Source organism: Lentzea sp. NPDC051838, from assembly GCF_040681245.1.
Classification (GTDB): domain Bacteria; phylum Actinomycetota; class Actinomycetes; order Mycobacteriales; family Pseudonocardiaceae; genus Lentzea.
Genome location: NZ_JBFAYI010000015.1, coordinates 110,682 through 127,305 on the forward strand (window position 1 = coordinate 110,682; position 16,624 = coordinate 127,305).

11 protein-coding genes are annotated in these 16,624 nt (G+C 67.1%); 9 read left to right on the forward strand and 2 right to left on the reverse strand.

All coding sequences use genetic code 11. The features are described 5' to 3' along the window. The first annotated feature begins 26 nt into the window (after positions 1-26). The 9 genes from AB0M24_RS28515 (at position 27) to AB0M24_RS28555 (ending at position 13,879) form a co-directional block, all read left to right on the forward strand. Positions 27-2,693, forward strand: a complete 2,667-nt coding sequence (locus AB0M24_RS28515) for a glucosidase (protein ID WP_363774341.1) — start codon at positions 27-29, stop codon at positions 2,691-2,693. 61 nt (positions 2,694-2,754) lie between these two features. Further along, a complete protein-coding gene (locus AB0M24_RS28520) occupies positions 2,755-3,156 on the forward strand; it encodes a hypothetical protein (RefSeq protein WP_363774345.1) in 402 nt (133 codons plus the stop codon). Positions 3,157-3,437: 281 nt separating this feature from the next. Next, the gene (locus AB0M24_RS28525; protein WP_363774348.1) at positions 3,438-4,250 is read left to right on the forward strand and encodes a basic amino acid ABC transporter substrate-binding protein; all 813 of its coding nucleotides are present in this window, start codon (positions 3,438-3,440) and stop codon (positions 4,248-4,250) included. A 73-nt stretch (positions 4,251-4,323) separates the two neighbouring features. Beyond that, entirely contained in the window at positions 4,324-5,127 is an 804-nt protein-coding gene (locus AB0M24_RS28530) for an amino acid ABC transporter permease (protein WP_363774351.1), read from the forward strand. After that, positions 5,124-5,891: an amino acid ABC transporter ATP-binding protein gene (locus AB0M24_RS28535; protein ID WP_363774354.1), complete on the forward strand. Its 768-nt coding sequence runs from the start codon at positions 5,124-5,126 to the stop codon at positions 5,889-5,891. The genes AB0M24_RS28530 and AB0M24_RS28535 overlap by 4 nt, the downstream gene beginning before the upstream one ends. Before the next feature lie 3 nt (positions 5,892-5,894). Beyond that, positions 5,895-8,003 (forward strand): hypothetical protein, encoded by a 2,109-nt coding sequence (locus AB0M24_RS28540; protein ID WP_363774357.1) that lies wholly within the window; start codon positions 5,895-5,897, stop codon positions 8,001-8,003. Between the two features lie 217 nt (positions 8,004-8,220). Next, positions 8,221-10,389, forward strand: a complete 2,169-nt coding sequence (locus AB0M24_RS28545; protein ID WP_363774360.1) for a hypothetical protein — start codon at positions 8,221-8,223, stop codon at positions 10,387-10,389. 11 nt (positions 10,390-10,400) lie between these two features. Further along, positions 10,401-11,300, forward strand: a complete 900-nt coding sequence (locus AB0M24_RS28550) for an ROK family protein (RefSeq protein WP_363774363.1) — start codon at positions 10,401-10,403, stop codon at positions 11,298-11,300. A gap of 1,262 nt (positions 11,301-12,562) precedes the next feature. Continuing rightward, on the forward strand, positions 12,563-13,879 hold the full coding sequence (locus AB0M24_RS28555; RefSeq protein ID WP_363774567.1) for an amino acid permease: 1,317 nt from the start codon (positions 12,563-12,565) through the stop codon (positions 13,877-13,879). Here AB0M24_RS28555 and AB0M24_RS28560 read toward each other — a convergent pair. Beyond that, on the reverse strand, positions 13,833-15,827 hold the full coding sequence (locus AB0M24_RS28560; protein WP_363774366.1) for an NPCBM/NEW2 domain-containing protein: 1,995 nt from the start codon (positions 15,825-15,827) through the stop codon (positions 13,833-13,835). The genes AB0M24_RS28555 and AB0M24_RS28560 overlap by 47 nt on opposite strands. Continuing rightward, a complete protein-coding gene (locus AB0M24_RS28565) occupies positions 15,824-16,606 on the reverse strand; it encodes a Tat pathway signal sequence domain protein (protein WP_363774369.1) in 783 nt (260 codons plus the stop codon). The genes AB0M24_RS28560 and AB0M24_RS28565 overlap by 4 nt, the downstream gene beginning before the upstream one ends. Positions 16,607-16,624 lie beyond the last annotated feature (18 nt).

Here is a 16,624-nt window from a genome sequence, read left to right on the forward strand (position 1 = left end):
CTGACCTGGTGTCTCACACTGGGGCGATGGGCGAACATGCGGAACGGGCGCGTCTCGCGGAGTCGGAGACACCGACTTCGCCGTGGCGGCTGTGGGGGCCGTACCTGTCGGGTCGCCAGTGGGGCACGGTGCGCGAGGACTACTCGCCTGAGGGGGACGCGTGGGCGTCGTTTCCGTTTGACCACGCCCGTGCGCGCGCTTACCGGTGGGGTGAGGACGGCATCGCGGGGATCTGCGACGTGCACGGGTTCCTCAACTTCGCTGTCGCCCTGTGGAACGGCAACGACCCGATCCTCAAGGAGCGGTACTTCGGCCTCACCAACGACGAGGGCAACCACGGTGAGGACGTCAAGGAGCACTGGTGGGTCACGGACGGGACGCCCACGCACTCGTGGATGCAGGTGGTCTACCGGTATCCGCAGCGAGAGTTTCCGTACGGGCAACTAAGAGAAATGGCGCGCAACGCCGGCCGAGAGAACCGCGAGCCTGAGCTGAGTGACACCGGGGTGCTGGACGAGAACCGGTTCTTCGACGTCCAGGTCACCTACGCGAAGGCGCACACCGACGACATCTGCGTCGAGATCAAGGCGACCAACCAGGGGCCGGACGACGCGCCGCTGCATCTCCTGCCTCAACTCTGGTTCCGCAACACCTGGGCGTGGGGGCGGGACCAGCGGCCCTGTCAGCTCGTGGCGAGCACCACCGCGGGCAGGAAGGTCACGGCCGACCACGGGAACCTCGGCCGGTACACGCTGCACCTGGACGACTCGCCGTCTTTGCTCGTGACGGACAACGAGAGCAACGAGATGTCGCTCTTCGGGGCCGAGCGGAACCCGTCGCCGTGGACCAAGGACGGCATCTGCAACTACGTCGTGCACGGGAGCACGTCCACGTGTCAGGTGGTCGGGCCGGACGACGCGGGGGCGGCGGGCACGAAGTTCGCGGCCTGGTACTCGTTCGACCCCGTGGAGCCGGGCGAGACGGTGACGATCCGGCTGCGGCTCGTCGGCGGGGACGGGCATCTGGACCCGTTCGGGCCGAGCTTCGACGAGACGCTCCAAGCCAGGAAACTCGAAGCCGACGAGTTCCACGACGCCATCGCGCCCACGAACAACCCTGACGAAAAGCACGTGCTACGGCGCGCGCTCGCGGGACTCATGTGGACCAAGCAGCACTACCGGTTCCGCACGCGCGACTGGCTCGACGGCGACCCGACCAAGCCCGAAGCACCATCCAGCAGGAGAACTCCCGAAGCGCGCAACGTGCACTGGCGGCACCTCGACGTCGCCGACGTGATCTCCATGCCGGACGAGTGGGAGTACCCGTGGTTCGCGGCGTGGGACCTCGCGTTCCACACCATTCCGTTCACGCTGGTCGACCCTGCGTTCGCGAAGGAGCAGCTGCTGCTGTTCTGCCGCGAGTGGATGATGCACCCGAACGGCCAGATTCCCGCCTACGAATGGGAGTTCGGCGACGTCAACCCGCCGGTGCACGCGTGGGCGGCGCTGCAGGTGTACCGGGCGGACGGGAGCAGGGACCGGCAGTTCCTCGCCAAGATCTTCCACAAGCTGCTGCTCAACTTCTCGTGGTGGGTGAACCGCAAGGACGCCGGCGGCAGCTACCTGTTCGAGGGCGGCTTCCTCGGCATGGACAACATCGGGCCGGTCAACAGGTCGGAGCCGATGCTGGGCGAGTGGCGGCTGGAGCAGTCCGACGCCACGTCGTGGATGGCCGCGTACAGCCTGCACCTCATGCAGATCGCGCTGGAGCTGGCACGCGACGACGAGTCCTATGAGGACGTTGCGACGAAGTTCGTCGAGCACTTCCTGTCGATCGCGGAGGCGTTCACGCACTTCGGGTCGCACGGCGGCGGGATCTGGCACGACGAGGACGGGTTCTGCTACGACCGGGTGTCCAAGCGGCACCCCGACGGCCACGTCGAGTCCGAGCCGGTGCGCGTGCGCTCGATGGTCGGCCTGATCCCACTGCTCGCGAGTGCCGTGCTCGAACCGTGGGTGCTCAGCGACCTGCACGGGTTCACCAGCCGCCTCGAACACCTGCTCAAGAGAAGGCCCGAGCTCCGGCAGTTCATCACCTTCCACTACGAGCGCGGCGCGTTCGTCTCGTTGCTGGACGAGCACAAGCTCAAGCGCGTGCTGCACCGGATGCTCGACGAGCACGAGTTCCTCGCACCGCACGGGATTCGCAGTCTGTCCGCCGCCCACCGCGAAGGACTCGAGGTCAACGTCGCCGGCCAGGAACACCGGATGGGCTACGAGCCCGGCGAGTCGAACTCCCCGATGTTCGGCGGCAACTCCAACTGGCGCGGCCCGATCTGGCTGCCCACCAACGCACTGCTCGTCGAGGCGCTCAGGACCGTCTGCGCGTTCCACGACGGCACGTTCCAGGTCGAGATGCCGACGCACTCCGGCCGCTGGGTCACCGCTGGCGAGGTGGCGGACGAGCTCAGCGATCGGCTGATCGGGCTGTTCCTGCCTGACCACGACGGGCGCAGGCCTTCGGACGGCAAGCGGATCGAAGCCTCCGAGTCACCGCTTTGGCGCAAGCACGTCACGTTCAGCGAGTACTTCGACGGCGACACGGGCGAGGGCCTCGGCGCGACCCACCAGACCGGCTGGACGGCGCTGGTGGCCGGGCTGCTGACGGACCGGTCCCGTTCAACTGATTCCTGACCAAACCCCTTGGTGTGCAAGCCTTTCCGCTGACATCCCGACACATCTGGGGGTTTGCGGAATGATCAAGGTAGCGGCGGTCGCGGCCGTTTCGGCACTGGCGTTCACCGGCCTCACCGGCACGGCGTCCGCGCAGTCCACCGACGGCTGCATGGGCATGCTCAGCTACGTCCAGCTCAACGGCGGCCTGGTCGGCGGCAACCTCGGCATCGAGTGCTTCGCGGGCGAAGGCGTGGTCTCGAAGGGCTTCGGATGGATCGAGACCAAGACGGGCGACGGGGACTGGACGAGGGTCGAGGCCTCGGAGCAGCGCGAAGAGCGCGAGGGCCGGTGGAGCGTGTCGCTGGCGCTCAGCACGCCGTGCCTGACGGGCACGCACTCGTACCGGATGCACGGCGGGTCGTCGACCGTGGGCGGCAGCGACGGTGAGGCGTCCGGACCGGCCTCCACCTTCACCTGCTGACGGCCGGTTGGGCCACGCGACTGACCAGGGCGGGCCATTCGCCCTGGTCGATCGTGATCAAATCCTGATCAAGACCCGCTGCAAATCGTCACCAATCGAGTGCAATACGTGCAGACGTTGTGTGATCTAGGCTATTTCGCGCAACGATTTGCGCCCAACAGTCAAATGTCACACAAAATTGTTGCGTTGAAGTGGCCTGTAACACGCACGTGCTGTCCACACCGTCACCCGAGTGGCAGGATCCCGTTCACTCGTCCGCAACAGTTACGAGGAGTGACGCAGTGGCTCGTCGAACCAGGCAGTTGATGGCCATGATCCCAGCTCTGGGGCTGGCCGTGATGGCAGCATCGGGCTGCGCGACTCCCGTGAACCAGGGCAGTGGCGGCTCGGACGTCCCGCTGGTGCAGAGCGGGAAGCTGGTCACCTGCACGCACCTGTCTTACAAGCCCTTCCAGTACAGCGAGGGCGACAAGACGGTCGGCTTCGACGTCGACCTCGTCGATCTGATCGCCAAGGAACTGAAGGTCACCCAGCAGATCTTCGACACGCCGTTCGAGACGATCACGTCGGGCACGTCGTTCAACGCGAACCAGTGCGACCTGGCCGCGGCGGGCATGACGATCACCGACGAGCGCAAGCAGGCGATCGACTTCTCCGACCCGTACTTCGACGCCGAGCAGGCGCTGCTGGTCAAGAAGGGCTCGAACCTGAAGTCCCTCGCGGACCTCAAGGGCAAGAAGCTCGGCGTCCAGCAGGACACCACGGGTGAGAAGTACGCCAACGACAACGCGGCCGCCAACGGCTACACGGTCGTCCAGTTCGAGGACCTGCCGCTGTCCGAGACGGCCGTGCGCACCGGCGCCGTCGACGCGGTGATCAACGACAACGGCGTGCTCTACGACTACGTCAAGGAGTTCCCGGACACCGAGGTCACCACCGAGTTCAAGACCGACGAGAAGTACGGCATCGGTGTGAAGAAGGGCAACACCGCCCTGCTGAACAAGATCAACGAGGTCCTGAAGAAGGCCAAGTCGGACGGCACGTACGACACGATCTACGAGAAGTGGTTCGGCAAGAAGCCGACGTCGAAGTAGTCGCTTCTCCGGGGCCGGCAGCGCTGCTTGCCGGCCCCGCCGCTTGTCCGAACCACATTCGCTAGGAGCCGCAATGGCCATGTCGAAGCGCAAGCGCGCGGAGTACATCCGCTACGCGCAATACGGCGTGCTCATCGTCGTCGTACTCCTGGTCGCATTCCTCGCGGACTGGGGCCAGATCAGGCGGGCGTTCTTCAACACCGACATCGCCGCCTCGATGTTCCCCAACGTCATCACCGTGGCGTTGAAGAACACGATCATCTACACCGCGCTCGGCTTCGGGTTCGGCCTCGCGCTGGGTCTCGTGCTCGCGCTGATGAAGCTGTCGTCGGTCGCCCCGTACCGGTGGATCGCGACCGTCTACATCGAGTTCTTCCGCGGCGTGCCCGCGCTGCTGGTCTTCATCGGCATCTACTACGGCGTGCCGATCGCGTTCCAGGTGCAGTTCCCGCCGCTCACCACGGTCATGCTGGCGCTCGGTGGCGTCGGCGCGGCCTACATGGCGGAGACGATCCGCGCCGGCATCCAGGCCGTGCCGAAGGGTCAGGTCGAGGCCGCCCGTTCGCTCGGCATGTCGCAGGGCCGCGCGATGATCACCGTCGTGATCCCGCAGGCGTTCCGGATCATCCTGCCGCCGCTCACGAACGAGCTGATCCTGCTCACCAAGGACTCCTCGCTCATCTACATCCTCGGCCTGTTCCGCGAGCAGTACGAGCTCACCAAGTTCGGCCGGGAGACGCTGAGCCGCAGCCCGTCCCTGACGCCGATCCTCATCGCGGGCCTGTGCTACCTGATCATCACGTTGCCGCTCGGCTACCTGTCGCGGTACCTGGAGCGCCGCGGGACCACCGGTAGCAGGAAGAAGGTGTCCGCATGAGCGAGACGTGCGTCGAGATCACCGGGCTGAAGAAGTCGTTCGGCCCGCTCGAGGTCCTCAAGAACATCGACCTGACCGTCAGCCGCGGTGACGTCGTCTGCATCATCGGCCCGTCCGGTTCCGGCAAGTCGACGTTGCTGCGCTGCGTGAACCTGCTGGAGGACCCGAGCGGCGGCAAGATCGTCGTCAACGGCACCGAGCTCACCGACCCGGACGTCGACATCGACGCCGCGCGGACGAAGATCGGCATGGTCTTCCAGTCGTTCAACCTCTTCTCCCACCTCAACGTGCTGGCCAACCTCACCGTGGCGCAGCGCAAGGTGCTCAAGCGCCCGGAGGAGGAGGCGAAGCGGGTCGCGCTGCACAACCTGGAGCGCGTCGGCCTGAGCGAGAAGGCCTACTCGATGCCCGCGCAGCTCTCCGGCGGTCAGCAGCAGCGCGTGGCGATCGCCCGCGCGTTGTCGATGAACCCCGAGGTGATGCTGTTCGACGAGCCGACCTCGGCGCTCGACCCGGAGCTCGTCGGTGACGTGCTCGGCGTCATGCGCCAGCTCGCCGACGAGGGCATGACGATGCTGGTCGTGACGCACGAGATGCAGTTCGCCCGCGAGGTCGCCGACAAGGTGATCTTCATGGACGGCGGCTACATCGTCGAGGAGGGTCCGGCGGCCGACGTGATCGGCAACCCGCAGGAACCGCGCACCCAGGAGTTCCTGGCACGCGTGCTCGACCCGACGCACCACGGCCCGAGCGACCTGGTCTAGCACGTGGCGAGGGGGAAGGTCGCCGCGGCGGACGTGCTGCGGGGGCTGTTGGGGGAGAACGACAACTCAGGTGGTGGCGGGTGGAGGTTGCCGCGGCGCAAGCCGAGCACCCCACCCGTCATCCGCGTGGTGGACCGGGTGGTCACCGACGTGCTCGACCTGCGCGCGGTCGAGGTGCCGTACGTGCTGGAGTTCGAGCGCTGCCAGTTCGAGTCGGCACCTGACCTGCGGCAGGCGAACCTCGCGGGCATCTCGTTCAGCGACTGCGACCTGCCCGGACTGGAAGCGCGCAACCTCAGCAGCAGCAACGACGTCTCGCTGCTCGGGTGCCGCGTCTCCGATCTGGTCGACCTGACCGACGCCGAGATCGCGGGCTCGGTTCTGTTGCGCGACAGCAGGTTCAGCGTGCCGGGCGGGCTGTGCGTGCACGGCGACCGGCTGACCGTGGCGGGCGCGCTGCTCGCGTTCGGCATCCACACCGAGGGCGAGATGCGGCTCGCGGGCGCGCGCATCGGCGGCAACGTCAACCTCGGCAGCGCGGTGCTGGAGAACCCCGACGGCTTCACGTTGAACGGCAACGGGATGCAGGTCGGCGGCAACTTCCTCGGCGCGTTCACCTCGCACGGCGTGATGTTCCTGGCCAACGCGCGAATCAGTTCGGCGATGTCGTTGCGCGGCGCGATGCTCTCGCGCGGCGACGTCCTGGACGAGACCACCGATCCGCACGCCGACCCGTCCGTGACGCTGATCCTGGACCGCGCCGACGTGTCCGGCGACGTCGAACTCGACCGCGGCTTCACCAGCGCGGGCACCGTCCGTGCCGTGAACACGCGCATCGGCGGCACGTTGTCGCTGGCAGACGCGGTGCTCGACGCCGTGTCGCCACCGTCCGTCGGCACCGACCCGACGGGTTCCGGCCGCGCGTTGCACGTCGACGGCGCGGAGATCGGCGGCGACATAGTTGGCCGTGGCGTGCGGATCAAGGGCCAGCTGCGCATGGTCGACACGCACGTGCGCGGCAGCATCACCCTCGAACGGGCCACTGTGGACAATCCCGCCGCGGACGCCCTGCTGACCAACCGCTCGCAGATCGGCAGCAACTTCGTGGTGCGCGAGTGCGAGATCTCCGGCGGCCTGGAGCTGCGCGGCATCACCGTCGGCGCGAACCTCGACCTGCGCGGCAGCCGGCTGATCAAGCCCGGCAAGTACCGCCACCAGCCGCGCGAGAAGCCGTCGCTCGACATCGGCGGCGCCGTCATCGGCCGCGACCTCATCTGCGCGCGCGGCGAGAAGGAGTTCGTCGCGCACGGCGGCGTCCGGTGCCGGCGCGCGACGATCGGCCGGATGGCGAACTTCAACGGCGCGGTGCTCGGCTACAAGCTCGACAGCCACGCGTTGAACGCCATGGGCATGCAGGTCCAGGAGCTGATGCTCAACGTCGTGTCGCCGCCGAAGGGCCTGGTGACGCTGCGACAGGCGCGCTGCACGTCGTTGGACGACAACGAGAACTTCTGGAACGCCACGGGGTTCATGGACCTCGACGACTTCCGCTACGACTCGCTCGCCTACCCGATCGACCTGCGCGACGACGCCCAGGTCGAGCAACGGCTGCGCTGGCTGCGGCACGCGATGCGGCGCAGCTACCACCCGCGCCCGTACGACCAGTTCGCCGAGATGCTGACCGCGGCGGGCAACGAGGAACACGCCTCGACCGTGCTGATCGAGAAGCAGCGGCTGCGGTATCGCGCGGTGGCCGAGGGCATGCGGTTCTTCGGGCCGTTGGTGCTGGTGTGGAGCTTCCTGCAGCGCTCGATGGTCGGCTACGGCTACCGGCCCGCGCGTGCTCTCGGGTGGCTGATCACGGCGTGGGTCGTGGGCAGCATCTGGTTCACGGTCAAGGGGCCGCTGGTCGAGATCAACGCCGACGACCACCTGCCGTGGAACGCGTGGCTCTACACGATCGACCTGGTGGTGCCGATCGTCGACTTCGGCAACAAGAACCGCTGGCAGACACCCGGTACGTCGATGTGGATCGCGTCGGGGCTGATCGTGACGGGCTGGATCCTGGCGACCACGGTGGCCGCCGGTATCACCCGGATGTTGAAGCGCTAGCGCCGTGACCGTCGGCCTTTGCCCCGTATTCGCCGTTCAGACGGGTGCATCGTGGTGCCGGCCCCGCGTCCTCATCCTGGTTGGCTGTGGGCGTGGGGCCGGTACCGCGAGGCGCCCTGCTGAGCGGTGAAGACGCGGCGGAGGCTGGCGGTCACGGCGCTAGGAACGCCACCATCGGGGTATTTCGTCCAGGTGTGAACGATGGTGCGATCGTTCGGTGATCGCCGCCGAGTCCACCGAGCTCTTCGTCGGGCCTCGGACCGCACTGCTGCAGGTCGTGCGGGTGACCTCGCCTACGTTGGCGGGACCGGTGCACGCGCACGTCTCCGGTCCCGGCCTGCACTCGCCGCGGCACGGTGGAACGGCGGTGCTGGGGCCGTTCGGCTACGAGGTCGCGGTCGACGTCTCCGAGCACTCCCCCGGCGCGGTGGTGCCTGCGCAGGCCGTCGTGAGATCTGGTTCCGGCGAGGACTCGTGCACGTTCTCGCTGGTCGTGGGGTCTCCCGGGTGGACTGTGCATCTCGTGGGGCACGTGGCGGGGGACGCGCCGTTCTCCGTGCTGCGGGCGCACCTGGACCTGGCTCTGACCGACCCCGCGTACCGGTTCGCGGTGACGTCCGTGGAGTTGCTGCAGCCGTACTGGGACATGTTCCCGCAGCACCGGTCGTTGCTGCTGCGGCTGATCTCCGAGGGACGGGTGGAGGTCGTCGGCTCACCGTCCAATGTGGTCGGTGTGACGCCAGTGCTCTCGTCGCTGCCGGCCGGGGTCTCCTTGGAGGCTTCGTCGCTGGGTGAGGCCGAACGGGCGGTCTACTCGTCGTTCCTGGCGTTGCGGTCCGGGTCCTCGCAGCACGTGATGCTGCCGGTCGGACATCCGCGTTCGGCGCCCTCGCCGTGGATGACCGCGATCCACCACGACTGGCCGACGCGGTACACGTGGCCGCGGATCATCTGCTCGTTGCCGCGCGACTACTACGTGCGCGGGTCCGTGCCGGTGCCGCCTGCTCCTGCCGACGAGTCTCCTGCTGCTGTGTTCGCCTCGCACGCTGCCCGGCTGACCGGGGCGGCGTATCCGGCCGCGGCTCTCGCTCGTGCTGCTGCGGCGCATCCTCGCGAGGCTTTCGACCTGCAGTCCGAGGTCATCTCACGGTCGTTGTCCGCGCTGACGTCCACTGTGGACTCGTCCGTGGTCGTCTGGAACCCGGCCGGTGCGCCGCGGACTGATGTCGTGTCCGTGCATCTGCCCGCCGCTCGGAACGTCCACGCGGCTTTTGGTGACGAGGTGCTGCCGACGTTGGTCGACGGGACCACGGTGACGTTCCTGGCGCGAGACGTGCCGGCGGCCGGGTGGCGGACCTATTCGCTGGTGCCCGACGACGTCGACCACGGGTGGAAGCGCGGGTTCGGCACCGAGATCGCGTCCACGCACTACGTCCTGTCGTACGACCCGATCGCGTCGTTGGTCGCCGTCGACGGACCGGCGTTGGAGGCGCCTCGCCTGACCGGGCCGGTGTCCGTGTGGCACAGCGAGGTCGGCGAGAAGATGGTCGGCTCGTCGACCTTCACGTTGTGGCACGAGGTCGACCACCTGGGGCCTTCGTCCTTGGTGGGCGTGCTGGGCTCTCGCTCACCCGCCACCGGCTCGCTGCCCGACGTGGCCGCGCGGCTGGCCGTGGCGGGACCGCCTTTGGGCCCGGTTTCGCCCGCCGTGACACCGGTGTTCGCGCGCTACTGGCTGCACGAGCCCGCGCCGTTGGGAGGCCTGCCCGCGAACGTGCACCTGGAGGTGCTCGGCCCCACCCGGCTGCGGGTGGTCGCGGTCTCGGACAGCGCGGAACCCTTCGAGGGCGTAGTGCGCCTGGTGCTGCCGGACGGTTGGGCGGCGTCGTGGGAGTCGTTGCCCGTGTCACTCCCCGCCGGCGGACACGTGGCGGCCGAGGTGCGCTTGAACGCGCCGCGCACGCCCGGCTGCTACCCGGTGCGAGCCGTTCTCTCAGGGCTGCCGTTCGAGGTCTACGACGTGGCGCTGCTGACCGTGCCGGAGTGGGACGCCGAGGATCCCGTCGAGGTGCTTTGGGTGGCTTCGTCACCTTCGGTCGTTTCCGTCTCTCCCGGCTCCTCCGCTGCGTTGCAGGTCGTGCTGGCTTCCGGCGCCCACGGCGACCTGCCGATCCAGGCCTGGCTGTTGTCGCCACGGGAGACTTGGGAGCTGGCCGGACCGTTCTGCGTCAGCGGAGTCCTGCCTGGTCAGGGACGGCTGACGCTCGGCTTCACAGTCTCGGCGCCTTTGTGGGCCTCCGCAGGCTCGTGGTCCGCCGTCGTGAAAGTGGCGGCAGGTGAGCTGGTCCGGACCACTGGGGTGATTCGGCTCGAAGTCGCTGGTTAACATGGATCACCGTGACTGATCTGGTGCTGGCACTGGACTTCGGCGGCACCAAGATCGCCGCCGCCCTGGTGGACGCCTCCGGCGCGGTGGTGCGCTCCTCACGCGTACCCACCCCCGCCGTCGACCCGTGGGACGCCGTCGTGTCCGTGGTGTCGTCAGTGGTGACCGACGCGGTGGTTTCCGGTGTGGGGATCGCGTCCGCAGGCCCGGTGGACACCGTCTCGGGCACGGTCTCACCGATCAACGTGCCTTCCTGGCAAGCCTTCCCACTACGTTCAGCAGTCTCGTCGCTGTTCCCCGGCGCACCGGTAGAGCTGGCAGGCGACGGCGTGTGCATGGCACTGGGCGAGCACTGGCGCGGAGCGGGGCAGGGCAGCACGTTCATGGTCGGGCTAGTCGTATCGACCGGCGTAGGCGGCGGCCTCGTGTTCGACGGCCGCCCGTTCGGCGGACGAACCGGCAACGCGGGCCACATCGGCCACATCGTCGTAGAGCCGGACGGCGAACTCTGCACCTGCGGCGGCCGAGGGTGCGTCGAAACCGTCGCGGGCGGCCCGCGAATGGTGGCCTGGGCCAGGCGAGCCGGGTGGCAGGCACCCGACGACGCCGATGCCGCCGTGCTGGCCGCCGCCGCTCTGGTCGGAGACGAAATCCCTCTAGAAGCATTCGAACGCGCCGGTCAAGCCGTAGGGATGGCGATCGCCGGTGCCGCCGCCGTGTGCGACCTGGACCTGGCGGTCATCGGCGGCGGGGTGGCGCAGGCCGGGGAGCTGCTGTTCGAACCGGTGCGGCGGGCGCTGAAGACGCATGCCGGTTTGTCGTACCTGGGTGGGCTGGAGGTCCGGGCGGCGGAGCTGGGCGGGGAGGCCGGGCTGGTAGGCGCGGCGGCCCTGGTGCGCCAGGCACGCTGACGCAGGCGAGCTGTAGTGGCGACGGCGACGCCGAGCTGCCCTTAGCCAAGAAACGAATAGGGTGGGGTGGGTCCCGTCACGAGTCGTGGCTGATCGTTGGCCGCGCCAGGGAGGGGAGGTCAAGTCGACACGCTTTTCGTCGACTTGACCCCTCCCCTCTGGTGTGGCTCGCTCGGACACGACTCGTGACGGGGGCCACCGGACCGCACCACCTACGCAACAGGCAGCCGCTGTAAGCAACAGGCGTGCCATCAGCCCGCCCGCAGCGCTGGCCCCCAGATCAGATTGGCGGGGTTTGGGGCAGAGCTCCCAAGGGGAAGCACGCAACAGCCAGAGACCTACGCAACAGGGGAACGCTACGAAACCGGAACTCCGACGACGCAAGGCGACCACGTACGGACACGAAACCGCCAGCCGCCAACGCGACAGGGAGACGGCAACGGCAACCGGAGCGCCCGCCCCCGCCGACAGGCGGCTCCACCCCAACAGCAGGCTCTACCGCAACCCAGCAGTCTCAGTAACCGCCCTCAACGCAGCCACCACAGCAGAAAACGGCGGCAAGAACGGCCTCTGAGACGGAGTCTCCCCCAACCACCCAACCCCACCCCGATCAATCCGCGATGGCGGCAACGGCACCAACGTCCCCAACCGATGCGTCAACGCCCCCCGAGCGCGCAACCGAATCAGGTTCACCTGAGAAGCCTCATCAGCAGACTCAGTGAGGATGAGCCACCGCCCAGCACCACCCCGAGCCCCAGCCCCGCCACGCCCGCCAGGCAACACCACCACCGGCCCACCCAACATCCGAACCGACAGGTAGTGCTGCACCTCCCCACCGATCCCAGCCGCCATCTCCACAGCGGACACAGCGTGATCAGTGGTCAGCAGCAACCGGTTCTCCGACCGCAACACCAACCACCCCCACGCCGAATACCTCTCAAGCGCATTCGAAAAGGTGTCGAGCTGCGGCAGCACACCACCAGACAACACACCGGCCGGCAACACACCACCCGGCAATCCACCGCCTGGCAACACTCCTGCTGATCGGGCTCCCTCAGGCGAGTCCATCGATCTCACCCCACAAGGTGTCAGTACCGTGTAACTCCGATCACACGATTTGACTCTCCGCCGCCATGAACTCACTATCGGGCCGCCATCGGCACACTCGAATGGGGCTGGAGAGCGTGACTGACCAGCAAGAACACAACTCGCAAAACCACCCGCAAAACCACCCGCAAGATCGGCACCAACAACACCGCCACCTGCAAGACCGCCACGTAACCATGATCGCCCTGGGCGGCGTGATCGGCGCAGGCCTCTTCGTAGGCACAGGCGCAGGCATAGCGGTAGCAGGCCCAGCAGTCCTCATCTCATTTGGCGCAGCCGGATTCCTTGCACTCCTCATCATGCGCATGCTCGGCGAAATGGCCGCGGAACACCCCAGCGGCGGCGCCTTCTCCGTCCACGCCGAAAAAGCGATCGGTCCCTGGGCCGGCTTCACCGTCGGCTGGGCCTACTGGGCAACTGTGGGAGTCGTGCTGGCGGTAGAAGCCACCGGCGCCGCGAAAATCGCAGCAGGCTGGGTCCCGACAGTCCCTCAATGGGCCTGGGTTCTGATCTTCATGACGGCCCTCACCGCGGTCAACCTGACCAACGTCCGCAACTTCGGCGAGTTCGAGTTCTGGTTCGCGGGCCTCAAAATCGCCGCCATCGTCATCTTCCTGGCCCTGGGCGCGGCAGCGATCCTGGGACTGTTCCCGAACCACGACTCGCCAGGAACGCAGAACCTCACGAACTTCATCCCCAACGGCTGGGGCGGAGTAGTAGCGGGCTTCATGGCCGTGGTGTTCGCGTTCGGCGGCCTGGAAGTCGTCACCATCGCCGCCGCAGACGCGGAAGACCCGAAGCACGCCATCAAGAAGGCAGTGCGCACCTCGATCACCCGCCTGCTGGTCTTCTACCTGGGCTCCATGGCGGTGGTAGTCACCCTCCTGCCGTACAACGACTCCGAGGTCGGAGCCAGCCCGTACGTGGCAGTGCTGAACAAGCTGGGCATCCCGGCAGCCGCCCAGATCATGAACGTCGTGATCTTCGTGGCCCTGCTGAGCGCCATCAACGCCACCCTGTACGGCGCGGCCCGCATGCTCTGCTCACTGGCCGAGCGGAACGAAGCCCCCAAAGCACTCCTGACCAAAACCAACGGCGTCCCGAGCAACGCGGTCCTGGCGAGCGTCGCCTTCGGGTTCTTCTCCGTCATCCTCAACTACCTGTGGCCCGACACGGTGTTCCTGCTGCTGCTCAACGCCGTGGGGTCGGCGCTCCTGGTCGTCTGGGCGTTCATCGCCATCTCCCAGATCCGCCTCCGCAGGACGATCACGAACCCGACCGTCCCGATGTGGGGCTACCCGTACCTCTCGTACCTCGCGCTGGCCGCCATCATCGCGATCATCGTGCTGATGCTGAGCGACGAGCAGGCCCGCGGACAGATCCTCTCCACGGGCGTGCTCGTCGCCGTCATCGCGGCGATCGCGCTCAGCAGGTCAGCTTTGCGCCGGCGAAGTCTCCGCGGTCGAACCTGACGCCGTCACCGCTGTCGTTGACCACGAGCCGCAGGAACTTGGCTCCTGCCAACGAACCCGTCAAAGACACGGCATCGTCCTGCCACGTGCGCAGGCCGCTGTCGGCGACCTTCACACCGTCGGCGTAGACCTGGAAGATCGCCGAGCCGAGCTTGTTCACGTCACGCTCGTCGTCGATGCCGACATCAGAGGTGAACGACGAACACCGGCCACCGATGTAGAGGATGAGCTCGGCGTTGGCGTGCGCGCCGAGCCCCTTCTCGTAGGTCTTGCCGTTGATGGTCAACGTCTTCCCGTCACCACCGACATAGCCACCGTTGGACCGATCTCGCTCGACAGGCCCATAACCGCTGCGCTCAGTCGTGAACTTCACGTCAGACGCCCACAACGAAGCCCCAGAAGGCGGCGCGACGGGCACCAGCACGGAAGACTTCACCGGTCGCGCCAACCGACCGTGCCCGACCCAGGTGACGTCCAACGAGCCGTTCAACAGATGGGCTCCAGGAACCACCCCGGTAGGCGGTGTCACCTTCCACTTGCTCTGCACCGACTGCGAGGTCAACAACACAGGAGCACGTTCGGAGGAAAGCTTCTCGACCTTCCACCCGGCAGGCGCCACAAAGGAAGTAGAGGCGTTCAGCACCGGGATCGGCGCCTGGTTGGTCGCGGACACCGTGGCCACGAAAGGCTCGCCGGCGGGCGTGATCGTCGAAGGAATCCCTGGGATCTGGGCAGCGATGGAGAGCTGCGTGTCGATCGCCGGCTCGTGCTTGTACCAGTCCTGCGACGCCTTCACCCGGAAGATCGCAGTGCCGTGCGGCGGCAGGGAAGCCGAGATCTGCCCTGCCGACTGGAAGTTCTTGTGCTGCCACAGGTCCCGCACGGTGTAGCCGATGCTGCGAGGCAAACCCAGATCACGGGCCGAGGTCGAGATCGTCGTGTTCACCTCGGACTCGTTGAACAGCGCCACGGCCTTGTCGCCGTTGGCCAGCGGCTTGACGAACACCCACTGCCCGTTCTCCTGCTTGATCACCTTGCCCTGGACGCCGAGCTTGTCCTGGTTGACCGCGATGATCTCCTTGTTGCGCAGGATGTCGAAGTGCTCCGCCGACACCTTGCGCAGGTCCGCGCCGATCAGCAACGGCGCCGCCATGATCGACCACAGCGCGAAGTGGCTCTGGTACTCCACAGTGGACTGCTGGCCGTTGCCGACCTCCAGCATGTCCGGGTCGTTCCAGTGCCCAGGCCCCGCATAGGCGTCCAGCGGCGCGTTCAGCTTCAGGATCTCGACGGTCTTGGACCAGGTGTCGTTGATGTCACCGGTGGTGCGCCACAGGTGCCCGACGCCCTTGCCCCACTCCCACGGCTTGTTCTGCCCCCACTCGCAGATCGAGTAGACGATCGGCCGACCGGTCTTCTTCAGCGCGTCCCGCATCTTCGTGTAGCGCTCGAGGGCGGGACGGCCCTCGTTGTTGCAGTTGTCGTACTTCAGGTAGTCGACGCCCCAGTCCGCGAACGTCTGCGCGTCGATCTCCTCGTGGTCCAACGCGCCGGGCATCGTCTTAGCACAGGTCTGCACACCCGCGCTGGTGTAGATGCCGAACTTCAGTCCACGCGCGTGGATGTAGTCGGCAAGAGCCTTCATCCCGCTCGGGAACCGCGTCGGGTGGTTGCGCAGCCGCCCGGTCGCCGGATCACGGGTGAGATCCGCCCAGCAGTCGTCGACGTTCACGTACTGGTAGCCCGCGTCCTTCAGGCCCTTGGTCACGAAGATGTCCGCCATGTCGCGGATCATCTGCTCGTTGATGTCGCAGCCGGTGGTGTTCCAGTTGTTGAACCCCATCGGTGGCGTGAGCGCCAGCGTCGGGTCCACCAATGGTTCGGCCTGAGCGACGGGAACAGCCACGGAGGCCGCGACGAGCGCCACGACCGTCAGCAGAGATCTCACTCCCACTTGTAACCCCTGTAGTTGCGGATGAGCTGATAGGTGTTCTGCAGGCCGGAGCTCTCGATGCTCCGGTAGATGCCCCACTTCGGGCGCAGGTAGTTCTTGTCCCGCCACAGGTCCACAGCGGTCGTACGGCCTTGGCCGACGACCGTGCCCGCGTCCTTGAACAGCCACGCGAGGTGGCCGCCGGAGTTCGACGCCTTGAACTCGAACTCGACGTCGATCCACTTGTTCTGCAACGGCGTCCAGTCGCCGACGACGTGCTCGGTGTTGGCGTCGTTGTCCTTCAACGTGAGGATCGTCAGCGTCGGCTTGTCCTTGGCCCGCGGCGTCAGCGTCCACAGAGGACCGCCGACGTCCTGCACCTTCATCTGCATGATGTGGGTGAACCGGGTCGTGGCGGTCAACGACGACGGCCAGAACGCCTGGTAGGTGATCTTCCAGGTCTGGTCCTTGCCGATCTTGTGCGTGGTGCCACCGGACTTCATGCCCTTGCACTCGTTGCGCTGCCGGTCCGAGCCGTCGCGGTCGCGGGTGTGCATGTCGAAGCGCCAGTGGTCGCCCTCGACGTAGATGTGCTTCACCCCGCCGTGCGAGCCCGCACGGTCGTCTTCCAAGCCCTCGAAGGCTTTCAGGCCGTCCCCGGACGGCGTGGGGTTCCACTTCAACGCCCAGTCGGCCTGGATCGCCGGATCCGCGTACGCGGGCCGTGCCATCCCCAGTGCGAGCGCCCCCGCGGCGCCGAGTTTGACGGCGCCGCGACGGGAGAGTTCAGCCATCGTCTTGCCTCCTTCGGA

What these genes read in the sequence shown, in the direction of transcription:
- AB0M24_RS28515 (WP_363774341.1), top strand. Translation starts at nt 27, where the DNA reads ATGGGCGAACATGCGGAACGGGCGCGTCTCGCGGAGTCGGAGACACCG.
- AB0M24_RS28520 (WP_363774345.1), top strand. Translation starts at nt 2,755, where the DNA reads ATGATCAAGGTAGCGGCGGTCGCGGCCGTTTCGGCACTGGCGTTCACC.
- AB0M24_RS28530 (WP_363774351.1), top strand. Translation starts at nt 4,324, where the DNA reads ATGGCCATGTCGAAGCGCAAGCGCGCGGAGTACATCCGCTACGCGCAA.
- AB0M24_RS28535 (WP_363774354.1), top strand. Translation starts at nt 5,124, where the DNA reads ATGAGCGAGACGTGCGTCGAGATCACCGGGCTGAAGAAGTCGTTCGGC.
- AB0M24_RS28565 (WP_363774369.1), bottom strand. Translation starts at nt 16,606, where the DNA reads ATGGCTGAACTCTCCCGTCGCGGCGCCGTCAAACTCGGCGCCGCGGGG.